Annotated in this window: 17 protein-coding genes; 7 read left to right on the top strand and 10 right to left on the bottom strand. The window is 63.5% G+C overall.

The features are described 5' to 3' along the window. The first annotated feature begins 53 nt into the window (after window positions 1–53). Window positions 54–1388 (top strand): MATE family efflux transporter, encoded by a 1335-nt coding sequence (locus tag ACHFFR_RS03995; protein ID WP_394262984.1) that lies wholly within the window; start codon window positions 54–56, stop codon window positions 1386–1388. 111 nt (window positions 1389–1499) lie between these two features. Here ACHFFR_RS03995 and rplI read toward each other — a convergent pair whose 3' ends face one another. The 8 genes from rplI to ACHFFR_RS03955 all read right to left on the bottom strand — a co-directional run bounded on the left by rplI (window position 1500) and on the right by ACHFFR_RS03955 (window position 9718). Further along, window positions 1500–1946 carry a 50S ribosomal protein L9 gene (gene rplI / locus ACHFFR_RS03990; RefSeq protein WP_394262983.1) on the bottom strand — a complete coding sequence of 149 codons (447 nt, stop codon included), beginning with the start codon at window positions 1944–1946 and terminating at the stop codon, window positions 1500–1502. Window positions 1947–1961: 15 nt separating this feature from the next. Further along, the gene (gene rpsR, locus ACHFFR_RS03985) at window positions 1962–2201 is read right to left on the bottom strand and encodes a 30S ribosomal protein S18 (protein WP_394262982.1); all 240 of its coding nucleotides are present in this window, start codon (window positions 2199–2201) and stop codon (window positions 1962–1964) included. 80 nt (window positions 2202–2281) lie between these two features. After that, complete coding sequence (locus tag ACHFFR_RS03980) at window positions 2282–2809, bottom strand: single-stranded DNA-binding protein (protein ID WP_394262981.1); 528 nt, start codon at window positions 2807–2809, stop codon at window positions 2282–2284. Between the two features lie 14 nt (window positions 2810–2823). Next, on the bottom strand, window positions 2824–3132 hold the full coding sequence (rpsF, locus tag ACHFFR_RS03975; protein WP_394262980.1) for a 30S ribosomal protein S6: 309 nt from the start codon (window positions 3130–3132) through the stop codon (window positions 2824–2826). A 175-nt stretch (window positions 3133–3307) separates the two neighbouring features. Beyond that, complete coding sequence (locus ACHFFR_RS03970) at window positions 3308–5584, bottom strand: transglycosylase domain-containing protein (protein ID WP_394262979.1); 2277 nt, start codon at window positions 5582–5584, stop codon at window positions 3308–3310. A gap of 6 nt (window positions 5585–5590) precedes the next feature. After that, window positions 5591–6925: an AI-2E family transporter gene (locus ACHFFR_RS03965; protein ID WP_394262978.1), complete on the bottom strand. Its 1335-nt coding sequence runs from the start codon at window positions 6923–6925 to the stop codon at window positions 5591–5593. A gap of 47 nt (window positions 6926–6972) precedes the next feature. Then, the gene (locus tag ACHFFR_RS03960; protein ID WP_394262977.1) at window positions 6973–8325 is read right to left on the bottom strand and encodes an MFS transporter; all 1353 of its coding nucleotides are present in this window, start codon (window positions 8323–8325) and stop codon (window positions 6973–6975) included. Then, window positions 8318–9718, bottom strand: coding sequence for a CCA tRNA nucleotidyltransferase (locus ACHFFR_RS03955; protein ID WP_394263009.1), 1401 nt, complete (start codon window positions 9716–9718; stop codon window positions 8318–8320). The genes ACHFFR_RS03960 and ACHFFR_RS03955 overlap by 8 nt, the downstream gene beginning before the upstream one ends. 163 nt (window positions 9719–9881) lie before the next feature. Here ACHFFR_RS03955 and ACHFFR_RS03950 point away from each other — a divergent pair, with 163 nt between their 5' ends. From ACHFFR_RS03950 to ACHFFR_RS03925, 6 genes are all read left to right on the top strand, one after another. After that, window positions 9882–10403 carry an NUDIX hydrolase gene (locus tag ACHFFR_RS03950; protein WP_394262976.1) on the top strand — a complete coding sequence of 174 codons (522 nt, stop codon included), beginning with the start codon at window positions 9882–9884 and terminating at the stop codon, window positions 10401–10403. Continuing rightward, window positions 10400–12364: a DUF6049 family protein gene (locus ACHFFR_RS03945; RefSeq protein ID WP_394262975.1), complete on the top strand. Its 1965-nt coding sequence runs from the start codon at window positions 10400–10402 to the stop codon at window positions 12362–12364. The genes ACHFFR_RS03950 and ACHFFR_RS03945 overlap by 4 nt, the downstream gene beginning before the upstream one ends. Before the next feature lie 67 nt (window positions 12365–12431). Next, window positions 12432–14756 carry a hypothetical protein gene (locus ACHFFR_RS03940; RefSeq protein ID WP_394262974.1) on the top strand — a complete coding sequence of 775 codons (2325 nt, stop codon included), beginning with the start codon at window positions 12432–12434 and terminating at the stop codon, window positions 14754–14756. Window positions 14757–14814: 58 nt separating this feature from the next. After that, window positions 14815–15750: a thioredoxin-disulfide reductase gene (gene trxB, locus ACHFFR_RS03935; RefSeq protein ID WP_394263008.1), complete on the top strand. Its 936-nt coding sequence runs from the start codon at window positions 14815–14817 to the stop codon at window positions 15748–15750. Window positions 15751–15842: 92 nt separating this feature from the next. Next, window positions 15843–17171, top strand: coding sequence for a PLP-dependent aminotransferase family protein (locus tag ACHFFR_RS03930; protein WP_394262973.1), 1329 nt, complete (start codon window positions 15843–15845; stop codon window positions 17169–17171). Between the two features lie 15 nt (window positions 17172–17186). Beyond that, window positions 17187–18146, top strand: coding sequence for a D-alanine--D-alanine ligase (locus tag ACHFFR_RS03925; protein WP_394262972.1), 960 nt, complete (start codon window positions 17187–17189; stop codon window positions 18144–18146). 45 nt (window positions 18147–18191) lie between these two features. Here ACHFFR_RS03925 and ACHFFR_RS03920 read toward each other — a convergent pair whose 3' ends face one another. Further along, window positions 18192–19484, bottom strand: coding sequence for a ParB/RepB/Spo0J family partition protein (locus ACHFFR_RS03920; RefSeq protein ID WP_394262971.1), 1293 nt, complete (start codon window positions 19482–19484; stop codon window positions 18192–18194). 43 nt (window positions 19485–19527) lie between these two features. Next, window positions 19528–20457 (bottom strand): ParA family protein, encoded by a 930-nt coding sequence (locus ACHFFR_RS03915; RefSeq protein ID WP_394262970.1) that lies wholly within the window; start codon window positions 20455–20457, stop codon window positions 19528–19530. Between the last annotated feature and the right edge of the window lie 1527 nt (window positions 20458–21984).

The following is a 21984-nucleotide window of genomic DNA, read 5'->3' as shown; positions in this document are numbered from 1 at the left end:
CCGCGAGCGCTGCGAACTTGTCTTTCGCCCCGCGCCCGCTCGATACTTGGGCCGTGGCAGAACCTTCGCGCGATATCGACCGGTCGATCCGGAAGCTCGCCCTCCCTTCCCTCGCAACGCTGCTTGCCGAGCCGTTGCTCATCGCTGTCGACACAACGATGGTCGGCCGGCTTGGCACACATCCGCTGGCGGGGTTGTCGCTGGCCTCCACCGTGCTCACGACGCTCGTCGGCATCTGCATTTTCCTGTCCTACGCGACGACGGCGGCCACCGCCCGGTTCGTCGGCGCTGGCGAGCCCGGCAAGGGTCTGCGCCAAGGGATTGACGGAATGTGGCTCGGCCTCGGCCTCGGCGTCGTTCTTGGAGGCGTACTCGCCGCCTTCGCGCCCACGATTCTCGGATGGTTCGGGCCGGAACCCGCGGTGCTCGACCAGGCGGTCATGTACGCGCGGGCGTCGGCGATCGGCCTGCCCGGCATGCTTCTCGTCCTCGCCGCAAACGGTACGCTGCGCGGCTTCGCGGACACGCGCACGCCCCTGATCGCCGCCACCGCCGGCGCACTGGTGAACATCCCGCTCAACGCCACGCTCATCTACGTCGCGCAACTCGGCGTAGCCGGGGCGGGCCTCGGCACCGCAATCGCCCAGACGCTCATGGCGGCCTACCTCGCCACCGTCGTCAACCGCCTCGCGCGGGAGCACGCGGTCTCCCTGAAACCCAGCGGCGCCGGCGTCCTGAAATCCCTCACCGACGCCGTCCCGCTCATCATCCGAACGCTGTCCCTACGCGGCGCGATCCTCCTGCAAATCTCCGCGGCAACCTCGCTCGGCACCCTCGCCCTCGCCGCGAACCAGATCGTCATGACGATGTGGAACTTCGCCGCCTACGGACTCGACGCGCTGGCCACCGCCGCGCAAATCCTCGTCGGCCAAGGCCTCGGCTCGCGCAACCGCGAGCGCGTGCGCCTGGTCCTACGGCGAAACCTCGTGTACGGCTTGCGCGTGGGCGTGGCGCTCGGCGTCGTGGCCGCGGGGCTCGCGTTCGTCGTCCCGCGGATTATGACGATCGACGACGACGTCGCGTGGCTTGCGACCCAAGCGATGTGGGTGACCGCCGCCGCGCTGCCGATCGCGGCGGTGGCGTACATGCTCGACGGCGTGCTGATCGGCGCCGGCGATACCAAGAAGCTGGCCGGGTACATGATCGTCGCGCTCGTGGCGTTCGCTCCTGTGGCACTGTTCTTTATCGGGCCGGGCGCGGGCTGGGGCACGAGCGGCATGATCTTGCTGTGGGTCGGGTACGCGGTGCTTTTCATGGCTGTCCGCGGTGGCACGATGCTCTGGCGCGTGCGGCAGGATGCGTGGATGGGGCTCGATGGTCCGCAGTAGTGCTAGATAGCGACTGCTACCGGATAAATACTGCTGCCGGATAGCGACCGCTGCCGAACCAAAAAGGGCGCCCGGGGATGACCCCGGGCGCCCTTTGCGAGATAGTCCGAATTACTCGGCTACGACCTCAATCTTGATGTTGGCGTTGATGTCCTCGCCAAGCTTGACCGAACCGGTGTACTCGCCAACCGACTTGATCGCGCTGTTCAGGTGAACCTGACGGCGGTCGATCGTCTTGCCGGTGAGCTCCGAGGCGACCTCTGCGACGTCCTTGGTCGTGACGGCGCCGAAGAGGCGGCCATTCGACCCGGCGGTCTTGGAAATCTCGATCGTCTTGCCTTCGAGCGCTTCGCGCGACTCGCGTGCCGACTCGATGTCCTCGGTGGCGCGGCGGCGGCGTGCTTCGTTGATCTGATCGATCTGACGCTGCGCACCCTTCGTCCACGCCGTGGCGTAGCCGCGCGGGATCAGGTAGTTACGTCCGTAGCCGTCCTTGACCTCGACGACGTCGCCGGGCTGGCCGAGCTTCTCAACTTCGTGAGTCAGGATGATCTTCATTGTCTATCCCCTTCCTCAGCGGTTCGAGCTGGAGAACGGCAGAAGTGCCATTTCGCGTGCGTTCTTCACTGCACGTGCGATCTGACGCTGCTCCTGCGTGGTGACTCCGGTGACGCGGCGAGCACGAATCTTGCCGCGGTCGGAGATGAACTTACGGAGTGTTGCGGTGTCCTTGTAGTCGACCTTCTCAATCTTCGCAGCCTTGAGCGGGTTCGACTTCTTCTTGGGCTTACGCAAAACAGGCTTTGCAACCATGGTTGAATCCTCTATTTCTGTGAACAAATTCCGGTGTGAGCGCGAGGCTCGGCCCGGGAAACCAATGTGTGTGGATCGCGCTAGAACGGCGGGTTATCGTCGAAAGCCGATCCACCTGGCGCCTGCTGAGCCCACGGGTCTTGACCCGAGCCACCCTGCGGCGCGTTGTAAGAAGCTTGACCTCGCTGCCCAAAGCCCTGGCTTTGCTGACCCTGGTTGTAGCCGCCACCGCCGGCGCCGCGGCCGGAGGTCTTGGTGACCTGTGCCGTTGCGTAACGGAGCGAGGGGCCAACTTCGTCTACCTGCATCTCAACAGACGTGCCCTGCGAGCCGTCATTGCGCTGGTAGTTACGAACCTGGAGCCTGCCTTGAACGACCACGCGCATGCCCTTTGCCAGGGATTCGGTGACGTTCTCAGCGTAGTCTCGCCACACGGAGCAACGAATGAACATGGCTTCGCCATCTTCCCATTCGTTGGTGTTGCGGTTGAAGGTACGCGGGGTCGAAGCGACCGTGAAGGAAGCGACTGGCGTACCCGAGCCAACGTACTTGAGTTCGGGATCTGCAGTGAGATTACCGACGACTGTGATAATTGGTTCGCCTGCCATGTCTGGGCTCCTTCTTACTCGTCGGCCTGTGCCTGAGCGGGCTCGTAACGCAGCAGCTTGGTGCGCATAACGTTTTCGTTAAGGCCGAGCTGGCGGTCGAGTTCGCGGGCGGTATCAGGCGTGACGGTCATGTAAATGACGACGTAAATACCTTCGGTCTTCTTATTGATTTCATAGGCAAGACGACGCGTACCCATGATGTCCACGTTGTCGAGGGATCCACCTTCGTCCGTAATGACGGAAAGCATCGTATCCAGCGTGGGCTGGAGGTTGCGCTCGTCCACTTCAGGATCGAGAATGATCATCATCTCGTACTGACGCATGTATACCCACCTCCTTTGGTCTTGGCGGTCACGGTCCTTCCGTGACAGGAGGGTCATGCGCTGTCACCCACGTGCATCCGCGTTCGCATCAGCTCGTGAAATGACAGACAGCAACCCAGTCTAGCCCAAAGTTTGTGGCTTATTCATGCGCACTTCGCCACATGTGGATAACACGCTATCTGTTCCCTCGGTCTCCGGGATTATCCGGCCTGCCCGGCGGGCCCCCGCTTCGACCAGCGTTGTTATTCTCCGGGTCCTCCGGGGTCGTCTCCGTGGGCCCCTCCGTCGGTCCCTCAGTTGGTTCCTCGGTTGGTTCCTCAGTCGGTTCCGGCGTCGTCGGCTCCTCGGTGGGCTCCGGCGTCGTCGGCTCTTCCGTCGGTTCCTCGGTCGGTTCCTCCGTGGTCTCTTCCTCGGTGGGCTCCTCAGTCGTCGGCTCATACGTCGGCGGCTCATACGTCGGCGTCGGCTTGCGGTCGGCCAGCAACGAGGTGACATCCGGGAACTCGATAACCTCCATGCCCTCCGTGGCCGCCACCATGTAGTCGTGCCACACCTGCGCGGGCAGGTTTCCGCCGGCAATCTGGTAAAGCCCGCCGAACGGTTCGAGCACGGCCTCGGAGCCGTCATCGGCGATCGCGTACATATCGACCACCGTGACCATCTGCGGCACGTACGCCGCGAACCACGCGGACATTGGGCCTGACGACGTCCCCGTCTTGCCCGCCGCCGGCCGGCCCGGAAGCGCCGCGTCGGCGCCGGTGCCACCCGGCTGGAGCGTGTGGCTGAGCACGTAGGTGGACAGCTGCGCCGTCTCGGCGCTGATCACGCGCTCGCTCGACGTATCCCCGGTGTAGAGCCGGTTGCCGTCACGGTCGAGCACCTCGCGCACGATGTGCGGCGTCACCCGCTCACCCTCATTGGCCAGTGTGCCAAACGCCCTAGCCATCTCCGCGCCAGTGGGCGAAGCCGACCCGAGCACGTTGCCAACCCCGGCGTCGAGACCGGGGGTGCCCTCAGGCAGGCCGAGCTTAATCGCCATCTCCATCGTGTTATGCGGGCCGAGCTCCTCGTTCAGCTCGATGAATCCGGTATTGAGCGAGCGCGCCGTGAGCTCCGTGAGCGGCACGTCCGCGTAGCTTCGCTGGTCGACGTTGTTGAACACGATGTCCTCGCCGCCGGGGTTATCCACCGTGTACTGCGCGGGCGAATCGAAGGTCTCCTCGGGTGACATGCCCTGATCCATCGCCTCGACCACACCGAATGCTTTGAACGTCGAACCGCCCTGCGCCCGATCCTGAGTGGCCGAGTTGCGCTGCCGCTCCAGGTAGTCCGGGCCGCCGTACATCGCGTAAATCTCGCCGTTGCGCGGGTCAACCGACAGCAGCCCAACGTGGTTGTTCTCCGGGCGATCCTCGGGCAGACCAGCGACGGCGTCCACGGCCGCTTGCTGCATCTGCGGATTGATCGTCGTGATGATCTTGTACCCGGCCGTGGCGAGCTCCTGCTCGCTGAACCCGTTCGCCAGAAGTTCCGCACGCGCGGCGTCCATGAGATAGCCGTTCGTGCCGGCAAACGCGTTGTCGTTATCCGGTTCGAGAACCGAGGGGAACGACGCCGAATCGGCATCGGCTTGCGTAATCCAGCCTTCCTCGACCATGAGTGCGAGCACGCGATCGAAGCGCTGCTCGGCCCGGTCCGGATTCACCGACGGATCCCACGCCGAGGGCGCCGGAATGATGCCGGCCAACATCGCGGATTGCCCGAGGTCGAGCTCCGCCGCCGACACCCCGAAGTACGCCTGCGCCGCAGCCTCCACGCCGTAGGCGCCGCGGCCGAAGTAGATCGTGTTCAGGTAGTTTTCGAGGACCTCGTCCTTGGACTGCTCGCGATCGATCTTGATCGCCAAAATGGCCTCTTTGACCTTGCCGGGCAACGACGTCGTCGTTCCAATGTAATAGCGCTCAACGTACTGCTGGGTGAGCGTCGAGCCGCCCTGAAGCGGCTTGCCCTGGATGTTGTTCCACAGGGCGCGGGCGATGCCGCGCAGGTCGATGCCGGCGTTCTCGTAGAACGAGGCGTCCTCCGAGGCGATGACGGCGTGCTGGAGGTCCGTCGAAATCTGGTCGAGCGGAACGGAGGAGCGGTTGAGCTCCGAGAATGCGCCCAGTTCCGTCTCGCCGTCCGTGTAGTAGACGGTCGTGCGCTGGGCAAGGGCGAACTCGTCGGCTTCGGGGATCTCGGTGGTGACGTAGAGGCCGACTAGGCCGCCGATTCCGAGCGTGACGAAGGCAAGGAACGTCGCGAGCACAACCCGCCACGACGGGAGCCAGCGCCGGATCGGGCCCATGCCCGCGCGCGGATAGCCGCTGCCGCGGCGCTTCTTACGCGCGCCCTGGCTGCGCTGTGCCTGCTTGCGGGCCTGCCCGCCGGCCGACCGTGTCTTTCTTGCCATATGAACTCACTTCTTCGCTCGCCGAGTTCGCGCCCGCAAGCGTAGTTTCCGCCGGGGTGCCCGGGGTTCGTCCTCCTCGGGCATCCGGTAAACTCCCTGCTTCTCCTTGCGCTCGATGTGCACTTCGGAGATGAGGTACGCGTCCAGCCATCTGGCGCGCGGATCGGAGTCTACAAGCAAAGCCTTAAAGAACAGTGTGAGGGGCACCGCAAGGATGGATCCGAGAATACCAACGATGCTCGTCCACAGCGCGAGGGAAATGAAAGTCACAGTGGGAGACAGGCCCACGGCGTCGCCGGTGAACTTCGGCTGGATGAAGGTCTGGATGACCACGTTGATGACCGAGTAGAGCACGAGCACCCACACCATCGACTGCCAGCCCTGGTCGAGTAGCGCCATCGCCATCGGCGGTAACACGCCGATCACGAAGCCGATGTTCGGGATGTAGTTCGTGATGAACGCCCAGTACGCCCACGTCCACGCGAGCGGGATGCCCATGACCTGCAGGGCGAATCCGTCGATAACGGCGACGATCAGGCCGAATACGGTGGAAACGATCCAGTACGAGCGCACGCGTCGCTCGAAGTCCGACATCGCGCGGCTAAGGTTCGAGTGCCGCTTGCCGACGAGCGCCGAGCGCCGCTTCGTGATCGTCGTATCGATCGTAATGAAGAAGGCCGCGACGATGACGATCGCGATGAGCCCGCCGAACGAGGACATCCGATCGACGAGCTCCCACGCCAAGCCGATGATCGAGTTGAAGTTGATCTGGTCCACGAAGTTGGTGAGATCGAGGTTTTCCACGCCGCGGTCGGCAAGCCACTGAAGGAATTGATTGGTGGTGGCCTCGAAGTTCACTGAATAGTTCATGAGCGTCTGCGGCACGGGCGTGAGCAGCAGGATCGTCACGCCGAGCAGGCCGAACACGATGACGATCAGCACGAGGATGACGACCATCGCCGCCAGCCACGCCGGCGAGCCCTTCGCGATCATCTTCTGACCCACTGGGCGAACGGCCAAGACGAGGGTCAGCGCCAAGAAGATCGGCGTGAACACCGGGGCGATGCTGTGCAGCCCGGCGCCGACGACGGCCATCAGGGCAAGCACCCCGAGGATCATGAACCCGGACGTTTCCGTGTCTTCTGGGTGCGCGATCGCAGGTTCGTCGACGACGGACTTGCGCTTGTCGTCCGACGCGTGATCGCTCGTGGCTTCACGTTCCGGCGTGCCCGCTACGGGCGCGCCGGCGGCTGAACCTGCGGGAGAGCTGCCGCCTGAACCCGCGGGAGAGCTGCCGCTCGCTGCACGTTCGCCGGTGATCTCCGAATCCTCGTTCGTCATGAACCTATCTTCTCACTTTCATATGAAGCCACCCTCATACGGCGCGCCTACACCGAGTCGGCCCCGACCGCCCGCGGGCGGAAGTTCACGCCCTTCACCTTGACCCAGTACCAGCCCGCCGCGAGCACGTACGTGGCGGCGAGACCTGCGAAGACGCCGGGCGCCCAGCCGGTATCGGGCAGTGCGAGCGCGGCGAGCACGGCGGCGCCCACGAAGGCGGCGTTATACATCATGTCGTACAGTGCGAACGCGCGCCCGCGGTAGGCGTCGGCGGTATCGGCTTGAACAATGGTGTCGACGGCGATCTTCGCGCCCTGCACCCCGAGCCCCAGCAAGATTGCCGAGACGAAAATGAGCGGCGCACGGTAGGTGACGATGAGCAGCGCCTGCGAGATGACCGAGATGCCAAGGCACGCGAGGATCCACGTCGACGGCGACATCCACTGGTACATCGTCGGCGTCAACACGATCGCCAGCCCGTTACCGACCAGCGACACCCCCGCCACCAGTGCGAACGTGGCCAGGCCGGCGTCGGCGTCCATCGGATCCGACAGCAGATTTCGCGAAATAAGCAGCAGCGCGATGAAGTTCACGCCGTACAGGAACCGGTGAATTGCCATGATGCCAAGCCCGTACATGGGCGTTCCGCGCCGGGTGAGATAGACGACGCCGTCGGTCATCCTGCGCAGTACCTTGCGGAAATCCTGTGTGAGGCTCGTCGTGGGCTTCTCGTCCGGGCCGAGTTCCCAGCGCTCCAGCCGCAGCGCCAACACGGCCGCCGCCGCGAAGATGATCGCGGCCATGACCAGCGCAATCGCGTTGCGCAGCGCCTCGGTGGAGACCCAACTCAGCACGAGCCCGAGCGCACCGCCGAGCACCGCCGAGACGGAGCCCAAAGTCGGCGTGATCGAATTTGCCATGACCAGCAGGTGCGTGGGTAAGGTGTGCGGCTGGCCAGCCGAGAGCGCGGAGAGCAGGAATCGGTTCACGCCGAGCGTGACCAGCGCGAGTACGTAGATCACCCAGTGCGTGGGCACGGCGAAGATCAGCACCGCCAGGATGAGCGCGAGCCCCACGCGCACGAGATTCGCGTAGTGGAGCACATTTCGTCGGCTCCATCGATCGAGTAGCGGCCCCGCGAATGGCCCGACGATCGTGAACGGCAGCAGCAGCACCGCGAACGCGGCCGCCACACCGCCCGCCGTCGTCGCGTTTTGGGGATTGAAGAAGAACAGCGTGGCGAGCCCGACCTGGAACATGCCGTCGCCGGCCTGCGAAACCAGACGGATCGCGAGCAGCTTGCGGTACTTCGGATACCGCATCACCCATCTGAGCTGGTCGATCAGCCCGAGCTTCTCGCGGCGGTGGACCTCGCCGTGCTCGCTAGCTCCGTCACTCATCGCGCTGAGTCTCCCACCAAGCAAGAAGGCGCTTCGTGGCCTCGTCCTCGCCGAGCGGGCCCTCCTCCATTCGCAGCTCCAGCAGGTAGGCGCGGGCTTTACCGACCTCGCGCCCGGGGGTCAGCCCGAGCAACTCCATGATCTGCGTGCCGTCCAGATCGGGGCGGATTGCGTCGATCTCTTCCTTCTCCTTGAGCTCGGCGATGCGGCGCTCGAGGTCATCCATCCCTGCCGCGAGCCACCGCGCCTTGCGGCGGTTTTGCGTGGTCACATCCGCGCGCGTCAGGCGGTTCAGGCGCTCGACCAGCGGGCCCGCATCGGTGACGTACCGGCGCACGGCCGAGTCCGACCACTTCTGCTCGCCATAGCCGTGGAAGCGCAGGTGCAGCTCCACGAGTCGCGAGACGGCCTTCGTCGTCGCCTTATCAAAACGCAGGTGCCTCATCCGCTTGCGCGTCATGCGCGCCCCAACGATGTCGTGCGCGTGGAACGAGACCGTGCCATCGGGTTCGAACGTGCGCGTGGCGGGCTTGCCGATATCGTGCATGATGGCCGCGAACCGCAACACGAAATCCGGGCCCGGAACCGGCCCGTCGGCGTCGGTTTCCAGTGCAATCGCCCGGTCGAGCACGGTGAGGGTGTGCTCGTAGACGTCCTTGTGGCGGCCGTGTTCGTCCACCGTCTCCTGAAGGTCGGCAAGCTCGGGGAGCACGACGGCGGCAACACCGGTTTCGACCATGAGCTCGAGGCCCGCGCGCGGGTTGCGTCCGATCATGAGCCGTTCCAGTTCGGCCTGCACGCGCTCGACCGAGACGATCTCGAGGCGATCGGCCATGTCCGACATCGCCTTCATGACCGATTCGGACACGTAGAAGTTGAGCTGAGACACGAAGCGGCAGGCGCGCATGATGCGCAGCGGGTCGTCGTCGAAAGACTGCTCCGCGGGCGCCGGCGTCTCCAGCACGCCGTCGATCAGGTCGTCCAGCCCGCCGGTGGGATCCACGAGCTCCATCTCCGGAAGGCGCACGGCCATCGAGTTCACCGTGAAATCGCGGCGCGTGAGATCGCCCTCGAGCGTATCGCCGTAGACGACCTCGGGCTTGCGCGACGACGGGACGTAGCTCTCCGTCCGGTAGGTCGTCACCTCGACCACGAGCCCGTCTCGGGCCGCGCCGATCGTGCCAAAAGCCTTCCCGACATCCCACGTCGAATCACCCCACTCATCAAGCAGAGCCTGCGTGTCATCCGGGCGCGCCGACGTCGTGAAATCGAAGTCATGAACCGGCAGTCCCAGGAAAGCGTCGCGAACTGGGCCACCAACCAATGCCAATTCGTGTCCAGAACGTGCGAAAATAGATCCCAGTTCAACAATTGCCTGCGGCAGCTCGGCCAGGGTTCGCTGTCCCTGACCGAGAAGCTGGGCACGCTGATTGACGTCAGCGCTAGCCGTCGTCTGATGGGAAGTGGTCTCGCGTTTGTTTCTCACCCCTTAAGGGTGCCAGATAAGCAAGCGCGAAAGCATACCCGCAGACCTAGATCACTACAGTAGATACATTATGTCGAGAAGATTTCCGGCCCCTCCCCCGAAGGGCCCGCGCCGAAGACGCACGGTGGTTCGCCATCGGCGTCCGTTGCCGGTCGTCAATGAGACGTCGGCCGGTGGCGTGATCGTCTCGGTCCAACACGGGCATGCCTACGTGGCCGTCATCGCGCGGCGGAACCGGGGCGGGCGCCTCGAATGGTGCCTTCCCAAGGGCCATCTCGAGGGCGCCGAGACCGCCGAAGAGGCGGCCGTGCGCGAGGTTGCTGAGGAAACGGGCATTTTCGGGCGGGTGCTGCTGCACCTGTCGTCCATCGACTACTGGTTTTCCGGCACGGACCGGCGCGTCCACAAGATCGTCCACCACTTCCTCCTCGAGGCGCTCTCTGGGCACCTGACTGTGGATAACGATCCCGACCAAGAGGCAGAAAAGGTTGAATGGGTGCGGATCGACAAGGTCTCAGCCCGACTCGCCTACCCCAACGAGCGACGCATCATCGGAATGGCCCGAGCGCTACTGTACGGGGACGATCAATGAGACGCCTACGCATGGCCGCGGTTCGCTCCAGCGCGGCGCGCGTCGCCGCGATGCTCATGGCCACCGTACTCATGGCCACCGTGCTTATGACCGCAGTGCCCGCAGCGCCCGCAGCGGCCACGCGTGATGATGCCGCCGACACCCTCACCATCACCGACGTCTCCGAACCCGTGCTCGAGGTCGGCGACGATCTGACCCTCACCATCGCCTACACCAACAACGGCTCCGAACCCGTCACTGTCCACGAGTTCGATCTCTTCGCCCAATCCAGCACCGCCATCTCCGATACGTCCGTCTACTACTGGATGGACGGCGTCTCCCCCGCGCGCTTCATCGCCTCGGTCCCCGCCGACATGCGGGTGCTGCCGGGCCGCACGATGAACCACACCTTCACCATCGACCGCGAGTACCTGCCGTGGGCCACCGCCGAATTCACCTGGGGCCCACGCGGCATCGAGGTCCGCGCCGTCACCGATTCCGATACGGTCTCCGACCGCACGATGATCGTCGCGGCCACCGACCACCCGGTCACGCCCTACCCGGCCACCGTCGTCGTGCCGGGCGTTGACCGCAGCATCGTCGCCGATGACCCGGCCAACATCCTCCTCTCGCACGACGCCAGCGACGACGACAACGCGGACAACACCGGAGACAGCAGTGCAGCCGCGTTCGTCGACTCCTGGGACCACGACGGGGTCACCATGATCGCCGACCCACGTTTCCCGGGCCGCCCCGCAACCGCCGAGCGGCTCTCCCTTCCCATGTACGACGCCGATATCGCGGCTCTCGCCGACGCCGGCCGCCTCGCGCAGGCGCAAGAATTTGTGGACGAGTCCGTCTTCCTTCCCGCGAGCGCGCCGAGCCTAAAAACGATCGAGTTCGCGGCCGACCTCGAGATGATGCTCCTCATTCCCGACGCCGTGTTCAAACCCGTCGACGCCCTCACCTACACCCCGGGCGCGCTGACCACGATCGCGCTGCCCGAGGAGACTCCCGCCATCGCCACGCATTCCGCGATGAGCTCCGCGCTCGCGGGCAACCTCATCGTCGGCGACTTCCCGGGCCTCGAGCTCGACACGATTGACTCGCGCCAAGTCGCCGTCGCGCTGTCCGCCGTTCACCACCGCCAGCGTCCGAACGATCCGCGCCCGGTCGCCGTCGTCGTTAAACGCGATAGCGACGAGGCGGCGCGCGAAGCCGCCCTCGCCATGCTGGACGCCCCGTGGATCGAACCGTCGTCGCTCTCGCAGATCGCGGGCGGCGAGCGCTCGTCCGTCAAGCGCGCGTTCGTCGAGACCGACGCGCTCCTGCAGGGTGCGATCAGCGCCGAGGATCTCGACCGCATCGAGGCGGGCCTCGCCGAGTTCGAGAAGCTCGCCATGGTCTTCGAGGACGGCGGCGAGCTCGTGGCCGAGGCCGCCGACCGCGCGGACCGGCTCCTGTCCATCGCGTGGCGCGCCGACCCCTCCGGGCGCAACGCGAACATCATCGGCCTCGCCCCCACGCAGGCGCAGATGACGGCGATAACGGTTAATACGTCGTCGACGATCAATATGATCTCCGAGAGCTCGGCACTGCCGATTCAGGTGACGAATGAGTTTACGGCGGCGGTGGACGTCGTCGTTCACCTCGATACTCCCGATATTCGCCTCGAGGCGCCCGCGCCGGTGGAGGTGCATCTGCCGGCGTCTGCCACCACCACCGTGTCCGTGCCCGTCGAAGCGCGCGGCTCGGGCAACGTGGACGTGGACGTGATGGTGACCAACGCGGCGGGCGACCTCGTGGGAAGCCCCGATACACTGCACGTGCGGGTGCGCGCCGATTGGGAGAATGTGGGCACGGTGGTCATCGCCGGGCTCGTGGCGGCCGTCTTCCTCATCGGCCTGATCCGCTCGATCCGCGACGGGCGCCGATCGGAGCCCGTGGAGCCGGACGATTTTGTTGCGGCGACAAGGCGATGAGACGCTAGGAAGTCCCATTGAGAGATAGACTTGGCAGAACTATGTGGATGACACCGGGAGTTGACGAGTGAGCAGTTCATACGCGCGGGCAGGGCAGCGGATCGCGGGGCGCTTCGACCTCGCGCGTCCATATGAGTACCAGCCCAGTTTCGGCAACGCCACGGCGTGGATCGCTCGTGACATCGCGTTGGCGCGCCAGGTTCGCGCCGTCGTCATTGATCCCGACGCCGATCAGGGCGGCGCAGTTGCCGACGCCGCGCGCCGAGCCGCTCTCGTGTCGGATCCGCATCTGGTTGCCATCGTGCAGGTTGTTGCCGACGCCGACCACGCCTACATCACCGAGATCCCGCCGGGCCGTCCGCTTGCCGATTATCTGACGGGCGAGCCACTGCCGGCCGATCAGGTACACGCCATCATCGGCGAGGTGACCAGCGTGATTGCGACCGGTGCACGCCGCGGGGTGCGCCACCTGTATCCGAAGGCGGAGGCGATTTTCCTGACGCCGGAGGGCGACGTGGTGGTCGACGGCCTTGGCGTGTACGCGGCGCTGGTCGGCGCCGATACGTCGAAGGATGCTTCCGAGATCGATCGCGATGAGGCGCGCGGCCTGACCGTCCTGCTCGCCTCGCTCCTGCTGGGCCGCGACCTGCCCGATCCCTCCGAGCACGACGCCGCCATCGCCGATGCGGCGAACCTCGATCTTCCCCAGCACGTGGCCACGACCTTGGCGAACGAGCGCGACGGCGACGGCGCGGCGTCCCCCTCCGACCTCACGCGCCGCCTCGTGCCGTGGGGCGACATCCACCTTGACGCGCTTCCCGATCCGAGCGATCCGGAGCCGCTCGAGTTCTCCGACACGGTCACCGTCGACGACGCCGCGCCCACCAGCGACGACACCCTCATCTTCTACGACGACGATTCCGGCCGGCCCTCCCTCCCGGCGCAGTGGCCGGCGCTCGCTGGACCGGCGGGTGCCGCTGCGGCCGTTGCCGTGTCCGATGGCCCCGACCCGGACGCAACCCAAGAGTTTGCTGACCTCGGGGTCGATGGCGAGGCTGACTCCGCAGCCGACGAAGAGGCGGAAGCAGCTAGTGAGGAGACTGGGTCGACCGGTGAAGAGGCGGAGTCGGCTGGCGAACAGACCGAGCCGGCCTCCGAACCAACCAGCGAACAGCCGCGAGCGTCCACTCCCGATGAGGTCAAGGCCCTCATTGACGAGGAGCTCGGACTTGACAGCAACGTCGAAACCGGCGTCGCCGCTGCGTGGCCGGGTCTATCGACTGTTCCGACGCCCGAACCGCTTCCGTCTGAACCTGAGCCGGAAGCCGCAGCACCCGAGTCCGAGTTTGCCGGCACCACCCAGCCCTCCGACGCAACGGACGAGACCGTGGCGATCACACCGATCGAACTCTCCGACGAGGCAGCCGACGGCACGGTGCCGCCCGAAGACCTGAACCAGACAGAGCATCTGGACGAGACTGTGCACCTGGACGAAACCGAGCACCGCGAGCATCCCGAGCGCCTGAGTCTGGCACAACGCTTCGACGACGATTTTCCTTTCGTTGCTGCTGCGCCAGCCGCAGCAACCGCGAGCGCAGCCGCCACACCGCAGCGGAAGATCCGCACTCCCAAACTCGATCCCAACAAAGCCGCAGCGTCCGAACAGGCCCGCCGTGAGAAGGCCAGTGCCCGCGCCGCGGCGCTCGATAGTTACGAGGAGGAGCGCGGCCGGACCTTCGACGCGTCTCGCGTCGTGCTCGCTCTCTTCGCCATCGCCGTGATCGCGCTCGGCTGGATCGGCTTCCGCGCCCTTACGGCGCCGTTCGACCCGGTCACGCTCACGAATCCCGATTCCGACATCACCACCGCGGCGCCCGAGGACCCGGCGGCAGGCGAACCCGGCGAAGAGCCGGGCGGCGAACCCGAACCGGCACCCGCCGCGGAACCGGTCATCGCTTCGGCCACGCTCGTTTCCCCCGACGCGGGCATGATTGCGGGAATCGACCCAGCGCAACAGGACAGCCCGGGAACGGTACCCAACGCCGTCGACGGAAATCCTGCTACCGCCTGGCAATCGTGGACGTACGTCTCCTCCACAATGGACCCGATGTCGGGCATCGGCCTCCACATTGAGCTGGCCGAGCCGGCCACGGTGACGGAGGTCGTCCTCGACGTCGCCGGCACAGGCGGGAATATTCAGATCCGCGATACCGTTCTAGATGCACCATCGTCAGGCAAGGTGGTGGCCGAAGGGCCGATCGCCGGAAACCCGACGACCATGACGCTCGAGGAGCCACTCACGGCGAGCTCGTTCGTCATCTGGATTACCGAACTTCCGCAGAATGCATCGGGTGGAAACCAGATCATTCTCAACGAGATCACGCTGAACTAGAGCACACTGAACTAGAGCACACGAGAGGCGCCTCGACGCAGGCACCTGAGAAAGAGGAATTGTGACCAAGATTCACGACGTCGTTATCGTCGGCTCCGGCCCCGCCGGATGGACGGCAGCCATCTACACCGCACGCGCTGGCCTGAACCCCGTCCTGCTCGCGGGAACCCTCAACGCCGGTGGCGCGCTCATGACCACCACCGAAGTCGAGAACTTCCCCGGCTGGCCCGAGGGCATCATGGGCCCCGAGCTCATGCAGAAGTTTGAAGAGCAGGCCGTGCGCTTCGGCACCGACATGCGCTACGAAGACGCGGTGGAGATGAAGCTCGACGGCGACGTCAAGGAGATCCGCACCGACGAGGAAACCTACCTCGCCCGCGCCGTCATCCTCGCCGTTGGCTCGGACTACAAGAAGCTCGGTCTCGAGGGCGAAGAGCTCTACACCGGCAAGGGCGTCTCGTACTGCGCCACCTGCGACGGCTTCTTCTTCAAGGACCGCGAGATCGCCGTGATCGGCGGCGGCGATTCCGCCGTGACCGAGGCCCAGTTCCTCTCGCGCTTCGGCTCCACCGTGCACGTGATCCACCGCCGCGACGAGCTTCGCGCCTCGCAAATCATGGCCGATCGTCTGCTCGCGAACGACAAGGTCGTCATGCACTGGAACTCCGTTGTGGAAAAGATCAACGGCGAGACCAAGCTCGAATCGCTCACCCTGCGCAACAACGAGACCGGCGAAACGAGCGACCTGCCCGTCTCCGGCATGTTCGTTGCCATCGGCCACGAGCCGCGTACCGAGTTGCTTCAGGGCGCGTTGAAGCTCGACGACGCCGGCTACATCGTCGTCGACGAACCTTCCACGGCAACCTCGCTCCCGGGCGTTTTCGCCTGTGGCGACGTCGTCGACTCCCACTACCAGCAGGCCATCACGGCCGCCGGCACGGGAGCCAAGGCAGCGCTGGACGCCGAGGAGTACCTCGCCGGGCTTCAGGCCTAACTTCGGAACGCGAAGTCGTCGATATCGTTCAATCAATCCGGCCAAATTCGGTGGTAACGTCTAACTGACTTCGATCGAAAGCCGGGAGACCAATGAACGATTCGCGTATCGCGAGCAAACTGGATGCATCAACGGGTTCGGGCACGCGCCTTGACCCCTGGTTTGATCGTTACGCTGACCGAGCGCTTGGGATGAAGCAGTCCGAGACGCGCTCCCTGTTCGCGGTGGCGAACCGCCCCGAAGTCGTCTCGCTTGCCGGTGGCATGCCCAATATTGAGGGGCTGCCGCTCGATTTCCTTGCCGAGATGACGGCGAAGCTCTTGCGTGAGCGAGGCCCGCAGGTGCTGCAGTATGGCGGCGGCCAGGGCGAAGAGGAACTGCGCGAGATGATCGTGGAGATCATGCGCCCCGAGGGCATTCGCGCGCATCCGGATGACATCACGATTACCACTGGCTCCCAGCAGGCACTCGACATCATCACCCAGATCTTTATTAACCCGGGCGATGTGATCGTGGCCGAGGCGCCGTCGTATGTTGGTGCGCTGGGTGTGTTCCGCGCATATCAGGCCAATGTGGTTCACGTGCCGCTCGACAAGGATGGGCTCATTCCCGAGGCGCTCGAGGACACCCTGACAAAGCTCGAGCGCGAGGGCCGCGAAGTCAAGTTCCTCTACACGGTACCGAACTTCCATAATCCCGCCGGAGTATCGATGTCTCCGGAGCGCCGGCCGCAGATCGTGGAGATCTGCGAGCGCCACCACGTGCTCATTCTCGAGGACAATCCCTACGGCATGCTGGGATTCAACGACCAGACGATGACCCCGCTTCAGCGCCTGAATCCCGACGGCGTCATCTACCTCGGCTCGTTCTCGAAGACGTTCGCTCCGGGGTACCGCGTGGGCTGGGCGCTCGCCAATCACGCCGTGACGCAGCGCCTCGTCCTTGCCAATGAAAACGCCGTTCTTTCGCCGACGAAGATGGGTCAGCTATCGATCTCCGAGTACCTGCGCACCTACGATTGGATGGCGCAGATCAAGGAGTACCGCTCCATGTATCGCGAGCGTCGCGATGCCATGACCGCCGCACTGGACAAGTACCTGCCGCAGGCCTCGTGGAACGTTCCCGAGGGCGGCTTCTACACCTGGGTGAAGGTTCCCGACGGCATCGACGCGAAAGCCATGCTCCCGCGCGCAACTACCAACCTTGTTGCCTACGTTTCAGGTACCGCGTTTTACGCAGACGGTCAGGGCTCGGACCACATGAGACTCTCCTTCTGCTACCCCACGCCCGAACGCATCGAGGAGGGCGTGCGCAGGCTGTCCACCGTGATCGAGAGCGAGCTCGAGACCGTGGAGATGTTTGGCAACCCCAACCGGCACACCGACACCGGCGTCGAAACACCGAATTCAAATCTAAGGTAGGTAAACATGGGACCGATGACTGTTGCAGTTCTTGCAGGCGGCCTGACCCACGAGCGCGAGATCTCGCTGAATTCTGGCCGTCGCGTGGCGGAGTCGCTGCGAACGTCCGGCATTCAGGCGAAGGTTCTCGACGTCGATGCCCAACTCCTCCAGCGCCTGGACGCCATCGAGCCCGACGTCGCGTGGCCGCTCGTCCACGGATCGATCGGCGAAGACGGCTCGCTCCAGGATCTCCTCGTTCTCGCAGGCGTGCCGTTCGTCGGGACCGAATCGTACGGGTGCCGCTTGGCCTCGGATAAGTCCGTTGCATCGTCGGTGCTGGCGAAGGCCGGTTTACGTGTTCCGGATTCGACCGCGCTTCCCCAGACACTGTTCCGCGAGGTCGGCGTCGGAAATATTTTGAATCTGGTGGAAGATCGCTTCTCATTCCCGCTGGTCGTCAAGCCGACCCAGGCGGGCTCCTCCATGGGCCTATCGATCGTCGAGGACCGCGCGCAGCTCCCCGGGGCGATGGTCGACTGCTTCGCCTACGGCGAGGTAGCGCTCATCCAGCAGTACATCTCCGGGCGCGAGTTCGGCGTGGCCGTGGCTGACCTCGGCGACGGCCCGAAGGCGCTGCCTCCCGTCGAGATCAACGCGACCGGCCCCTACGATTACGACGCTCGGTACAACCCCGGGCGCGTCGAGTACATCATCGAAAACGACGTCGACGAGACGCACAAGAAGGTCATGGAGATGGCCGAAGCCGTTCACGAGTCGCTCGGCTTGCGCCACTACTCTCGTACCGACATCATCGTCGACGACGACGGCGAGGCCTGGTTCCTCGACGTCAACATCGCGCCGGGCATGACCGAGACGTCGATCTTTCCGCAGGCTGCCGCGGCGATGGCCCGCCAACAAGATCGCTCACTCGACGATATCTACCTCGACATCCTCAAGACGGCGGCCGTGTCCGCCGACGAAGGGCAGAAGTAACGGCTCGGGCGTAGTAACGGCTCGGGCGAGGTCCCAGCCAGTCGGCTAGTTCGCGGCCGACCCGTCCTCAACGTCCACCTTTTCCTCGTCAAGGTTGCCGAGAATCCGGTTGAGGTCTTCAATCGTGGCGAACTCGATGGCGATTCGCCCCTTGGTGACGCCAAGGTTGACCTTGACTCGGGTATTGAATCGGTCAGACAGGCGGCCAGCGAGCTCGTTGAGCTCTTCTTCGTGCCGGCCGCGGCGTGCCCCATGTGGGCGCGAGGGCGTCGTGTCGTCGCCAATCGCCACAATTTCCTCGACCTGGCGCACAGACAATCCCTCGGCAACGATGCGCTGCGCGAGTCGTTCCATCGCAGCCGGATCCTGAAGACCGAGCAGCGCACGCGCGTGACCTGCGGAAAGAACACCCGCCGCGACGCGACGCTGCACAAGAGGAGGCAGCTTGAGTAGGCGCAGCGTGTTGGAAATCTGCGGACGCGACCTCGCGATGCGTCGGGATAGTTCCTCCTGCGTGCACTGGAAGTCGTCGAGAAGCTGCTGATACGCGGCCGCCTCTTCGAGCGCGTTGAGGTTCGACCTGTGGAGGTTCTCCAACAGTGCGTCTCGGAGGAGATCCGAATCCTCGGTCCGGCGAACAATTGCCGGAATCGTTTCTTTTCCGGCCAGCTGCGAAGCTCGCCATCTGCGCTCGCCCATAATGAGCTCGTAGCGCGCCTCGGGGGCATCGGCCACGGGCTCCGACAGAGGACGAATGACGATCGGCTGGAGTACTCCGACCTCCCCGATCGAGTCTGCGAGTTCTTGAAGTTCATCCTCGTCGAAGATCTCTCGCGGCTGCCGCGTATTCGGAATGATCTCATTGACGACGATTTCCCCGAACGTGGCACCCGGAACCGGTACGAGTCCTTCATCTGCGGACGACTGGTTCGTCGCCGGAGTCAACGACGGCGTCTTCGCGGCCTTGCCTGTTTCCTTCGCTTTCGCGCCGGCAGTGCTCTTCGAGGTCGCAGTCTTCGCGGTCGCACCCTTCTTGGTGGACGTTCCTTTTGCTGCCGACTTCCCGGGCGCCTTCTTCTGCGCTGTTGCCTTCGCGGGAGTCTTCTGCGCGTCCGGCTGCCCGTCAGGATTCTCCTGTACCTGCTCCGTACGTGCGGACTTTTCACCGGCCGGTTCTGCCGTATCTTCTCGCCGTTTCCGCAGGTCAGAGCCTTGTTCCTCCGCGGGTGCCTGAGGTGAACTGAAGAACACGTCTATCGCGCGACTCTTTATTTCCTTCTGTTCCTCAGGGAACAGCGCGCCCAATCCTCGGCCGAGACCTCTTCTTTTTTCTGCCATGTTGCAACTCCAATGCGTGGGGCCACGTCATCGTGGCGCGTGATTAATGCCTTTGTGCGATTTCGTGCGCGGCAGCGAGGTACGCAACAGCGCCCGCCGACCGTGGATCGTAAGTAAGAACCGTCTGCTCGTAGCTTGGGGCTTCGGAAATCTTAACGTTTCGTGGAATCTCGACGTCTAGGGTCTCCTCCGGGAAGTGTGCTCGCACATCGCTGGCGACTTCCTGGGCCAGGTTAGTTCGCTTGTCATACATCGTGAGCAGAATGGTTGATACTTCAAGTTCCGCATTCGTTGACTGCTTCACTACATTGATCGTATTAATCAGCTGGGTAAGACCTTCGAGGGCGTAGTACTCAGTCTGTATGGGAATGAGTACCTCCTTCGCAGCGACCAGGGAGTTCAGCGTGAGCAAGCCTAAACTCGGCGGACAGTCAATGATGATGTAATCGACGTCGAGATCGGCCTCGTCGATGGCGTTCTTGAGTCGGAACTCGCGGCCATTTTCAAGCACGAGAGAAATCTCAGCGGACGACAGATCGATCGTCGACGGGACGACCCACAGATTCTCTACGTGGGGGCACTCTTTCAGTACATCACAAATGGACAAATCGCCGATAATGACGTCGTGAAGGGATGGCGTGCCGGCAGAATGATCGACGCCGAGCGCAGTTGACGCATTCCCCTGGGGGTCCGCATCGATGACCACGACTCGCAACCCGCCAAGAGCTAGACCTGCTGCGACGTTGACCGCGGTGGTTGTTTTGCCAACCCCGCCCTTTTGATTGGCGACGGTCATGATCCGAGTTTCCTGTGGCTTCGGTAGCTTCTTGCCAGAAAGGCTTTTTAGGGTCTCACGATCACGGACGAGCTCAGCTCCAACCGGAGACGTATCATCAGAAAACTGGTCTTGGAAGCTGCGCTTCGGCGGGTGTGCATTTCTGCGCCGTTCCGCTTCGCGTCTGGGATCTGCCACATTGACTCCTTATGGTCATCTAGAGTTCCTAGTCTAACGGAGTCCGCACTTTCTCAGGTGAGCGCCCTCCCGGGTGTGGATAAGCAGTCTTATAGGCGCCTCAATGTGATTCGCCTGTCTGTCGTCGAGACTTTTCCGCGATATGTTTCACGTGAAACATATCGCGGTTCGTTCGGTATGCAAGTTTTCGAACTCAATCACGTTTGGAACGCCCCGAACTCACAGCAAAGCGCAAATCACTGAAGGCCCCGTGGGTTCGAACTGGACAAGATTGCACTCTAAACCCCATCAGCCGGTCAGCCGGACGAAACATTTTGGCCAACTGAATCAAGAGATTGTCCGCCTGGGGTAGCGCAGCCGGCTAGAGGAAAGATAGCTCCGCCCCGTTTCACGCGAATCATTAGCTGCGCTTCGAGTGAAACGGGCGGGTCACAAATTGAGGCCTCCGGCATACTTCTGGCGCAAATTCCATCTAAAATCGCGTGATCGATTACGAGCGCATAGATCTTTCGTGCTCATGTGGCGGATCCTAGAGGCAGAGCGACAGACGTCCACGTCAATGTTTCACGTGAAACGATACGGCAGCAGACTGGCACCTGAAGCGCCTCAAGTGATCTTCCGAGACGCATCCAAATCAACGCAGATCTGTGGTCGTGTCGATCGAGCAAAACCAAAATATTAACGTGAGACGGCACTTATGAAGCACGAGATACCCAGCTAAGCGCAGATTTCATTCACCGTTGACCTTTTAACCTCACAAAGACCACCATTGGAATCGATAGGCACATCGGCGAGAACCGAACACGCTCAAACACCCTTCCTAGCGCACGGCGAGTGCAGCGCAGTACCGCCGACACGTTTCGGCACAATTTCGACACACGTTTGTGCAATGCGTTCAGGTGTTTCACGTGAAACGAATGCGAGAATGCCAATCTTTGAACTAGATCTCACTGATAGGTAGGCTCAGGGAAGTCTGGCGTGGTATAATAGCCGAATTCGTAAAAACACGCGAACCACATGTCCCCGGCGAGCAGTCTTGATCGGACTAAGGCGCCCCGATGGATCAACGTCCTCGGATTATCCCCTCGGCCACCGCGTGGACGGCCTACTTAGATCCACCAGCAACCTCCACGGCAATTGCGTTCTTACCTTGGAACGCCTAGTTCTGGCTATCCGCTTTCGGAGAGCGTTGCCGTGCCAGTTCCAACTTTCGCAAGGCAGGGAAGGGAGTCGACGTCATCTTTGGCGAGTCCCGGATCCCATTCGTGGCGAAGAGTAGTCGTTTGGGCGTGAAACTGGAGCTCACAGTCAAGATTGGCGCCGCAGCACAAGAAGTTGAAACACTCATCAAGAGCCTGCTCCAACACATACTTCGGAATACGAACGGGTCAAGTCCCTTTAGGTGGTGTGGCGGGGTTTCCTTCGTTTTGTTGGGTTTAGGGGTTAGGCGCTGAGTTCCAGAGGTTCGTCGTTCACCTCGGTTCCGGGGTCGTCTACGGTTTGGAAGCGGCTTTGGGTGAGGACATC

The organism is Trueperella sp., assembly GCF_043424875.1.
GTDB lineage: Bacteria > Actinomycetota > Actinomycetes > Actinomycetales > Actinomycetaceae > Trueperella.
Note: the sequence above shows the minus strand (reverse complement) of the source record. Positions and strands in the feature narration are given on the sequence as shown.

Excerpts from the sequence above, each read along its gene's own strand:
- rplI (WP_394262983.1), bottom strand. The coding sequence starts at position 1,946 with ATGAAGATCATCCTGACTCACGAAGTTGAGAAGCTCGGCCAGCCCGGC.
- rpsR (WP_394262982.1), bottom strand. The coding sequence starts at position 2,201 with ATGGTTGCAAAGCCTGTTTTGCGTAAGCCCAAGAAGAAGTCGAACCCG.
- ACHFFR_RS03980 (WP_394262981.1), bottom strand. The coding sequence starts at position 2,809 with ATGGCAGGCGAACCAATTATCACAGTCGTCGGTAATCTCACTGCAGAT.
- rpsF (WP_394262980.1), bottom strand. The coding sequence starts at position 3,132 with ATGCGTCAGTACGAGATGATGATCATTCTCGATCCTGAAGTGGACGAG.
- ACHFFR_RS03970 (WP_394262979.1), bottom strand. The coding sequence starts at position 5,584 with ATGGCAAGAAAGACACGGTCGGCCGGCGGGCAGGCCCGCAAGCAGGCA.
- ACHFFR_RS03965 (WP_394262978.1), bottom strand. The coding sequence starts at position 6,925 with ATGACGAACGAGGATTCGGAGATCACCGGCGAACGTGCAGCGAGCGGC.
- ACHFFR_RS03960 (WP_394262977.1), bottom strand. The coding sequence starts at position 8,325 with ATGAGTGACGGAGCTAGCGAGCACGGCGAGGTCCACCGCCGCGAGAAG.
- ACHFFR_RS03950 (WP_394262976.1), top strand. The coding sequence starts at position 9,882 with ATGTCGAGAAGATTTCCGGCCCCTCCCCCGAAGGGCCCGCGCCGAAGA.
- ACHFFR_RS03945 (WP_394262975.1), top strand. The coding sequence starts at position 10,400 with ATGAGACGCCTACGCATGGCCGCGGTTCGCTCCAGCGCGGCGCGCGTC.
- ACHFFR_RS03930 (WP_394262973.1), top strand. The coding sequence starts at position 15,843 with ATGAACGATTCGCGTATCGCGAGCAAACTGGATGCATCAACGGGTTCG.
- ACHFFR_RS03925 (WP_394262972.1), top strand. The coding sequence starts at position 17,187 with ATGACTGTTGCAGTTCTTGCAGGCGGCCTGACCCACGAGCGCGAGATC.
- ACHFFR_RS03920 (WP_394262971.1), bottom strand. The coding sequence starts at position 19,484 with ATGGCAGAAAAAAGAAGAGGTCTCGGCCGAGGATTGGGCGCGCTGTTC.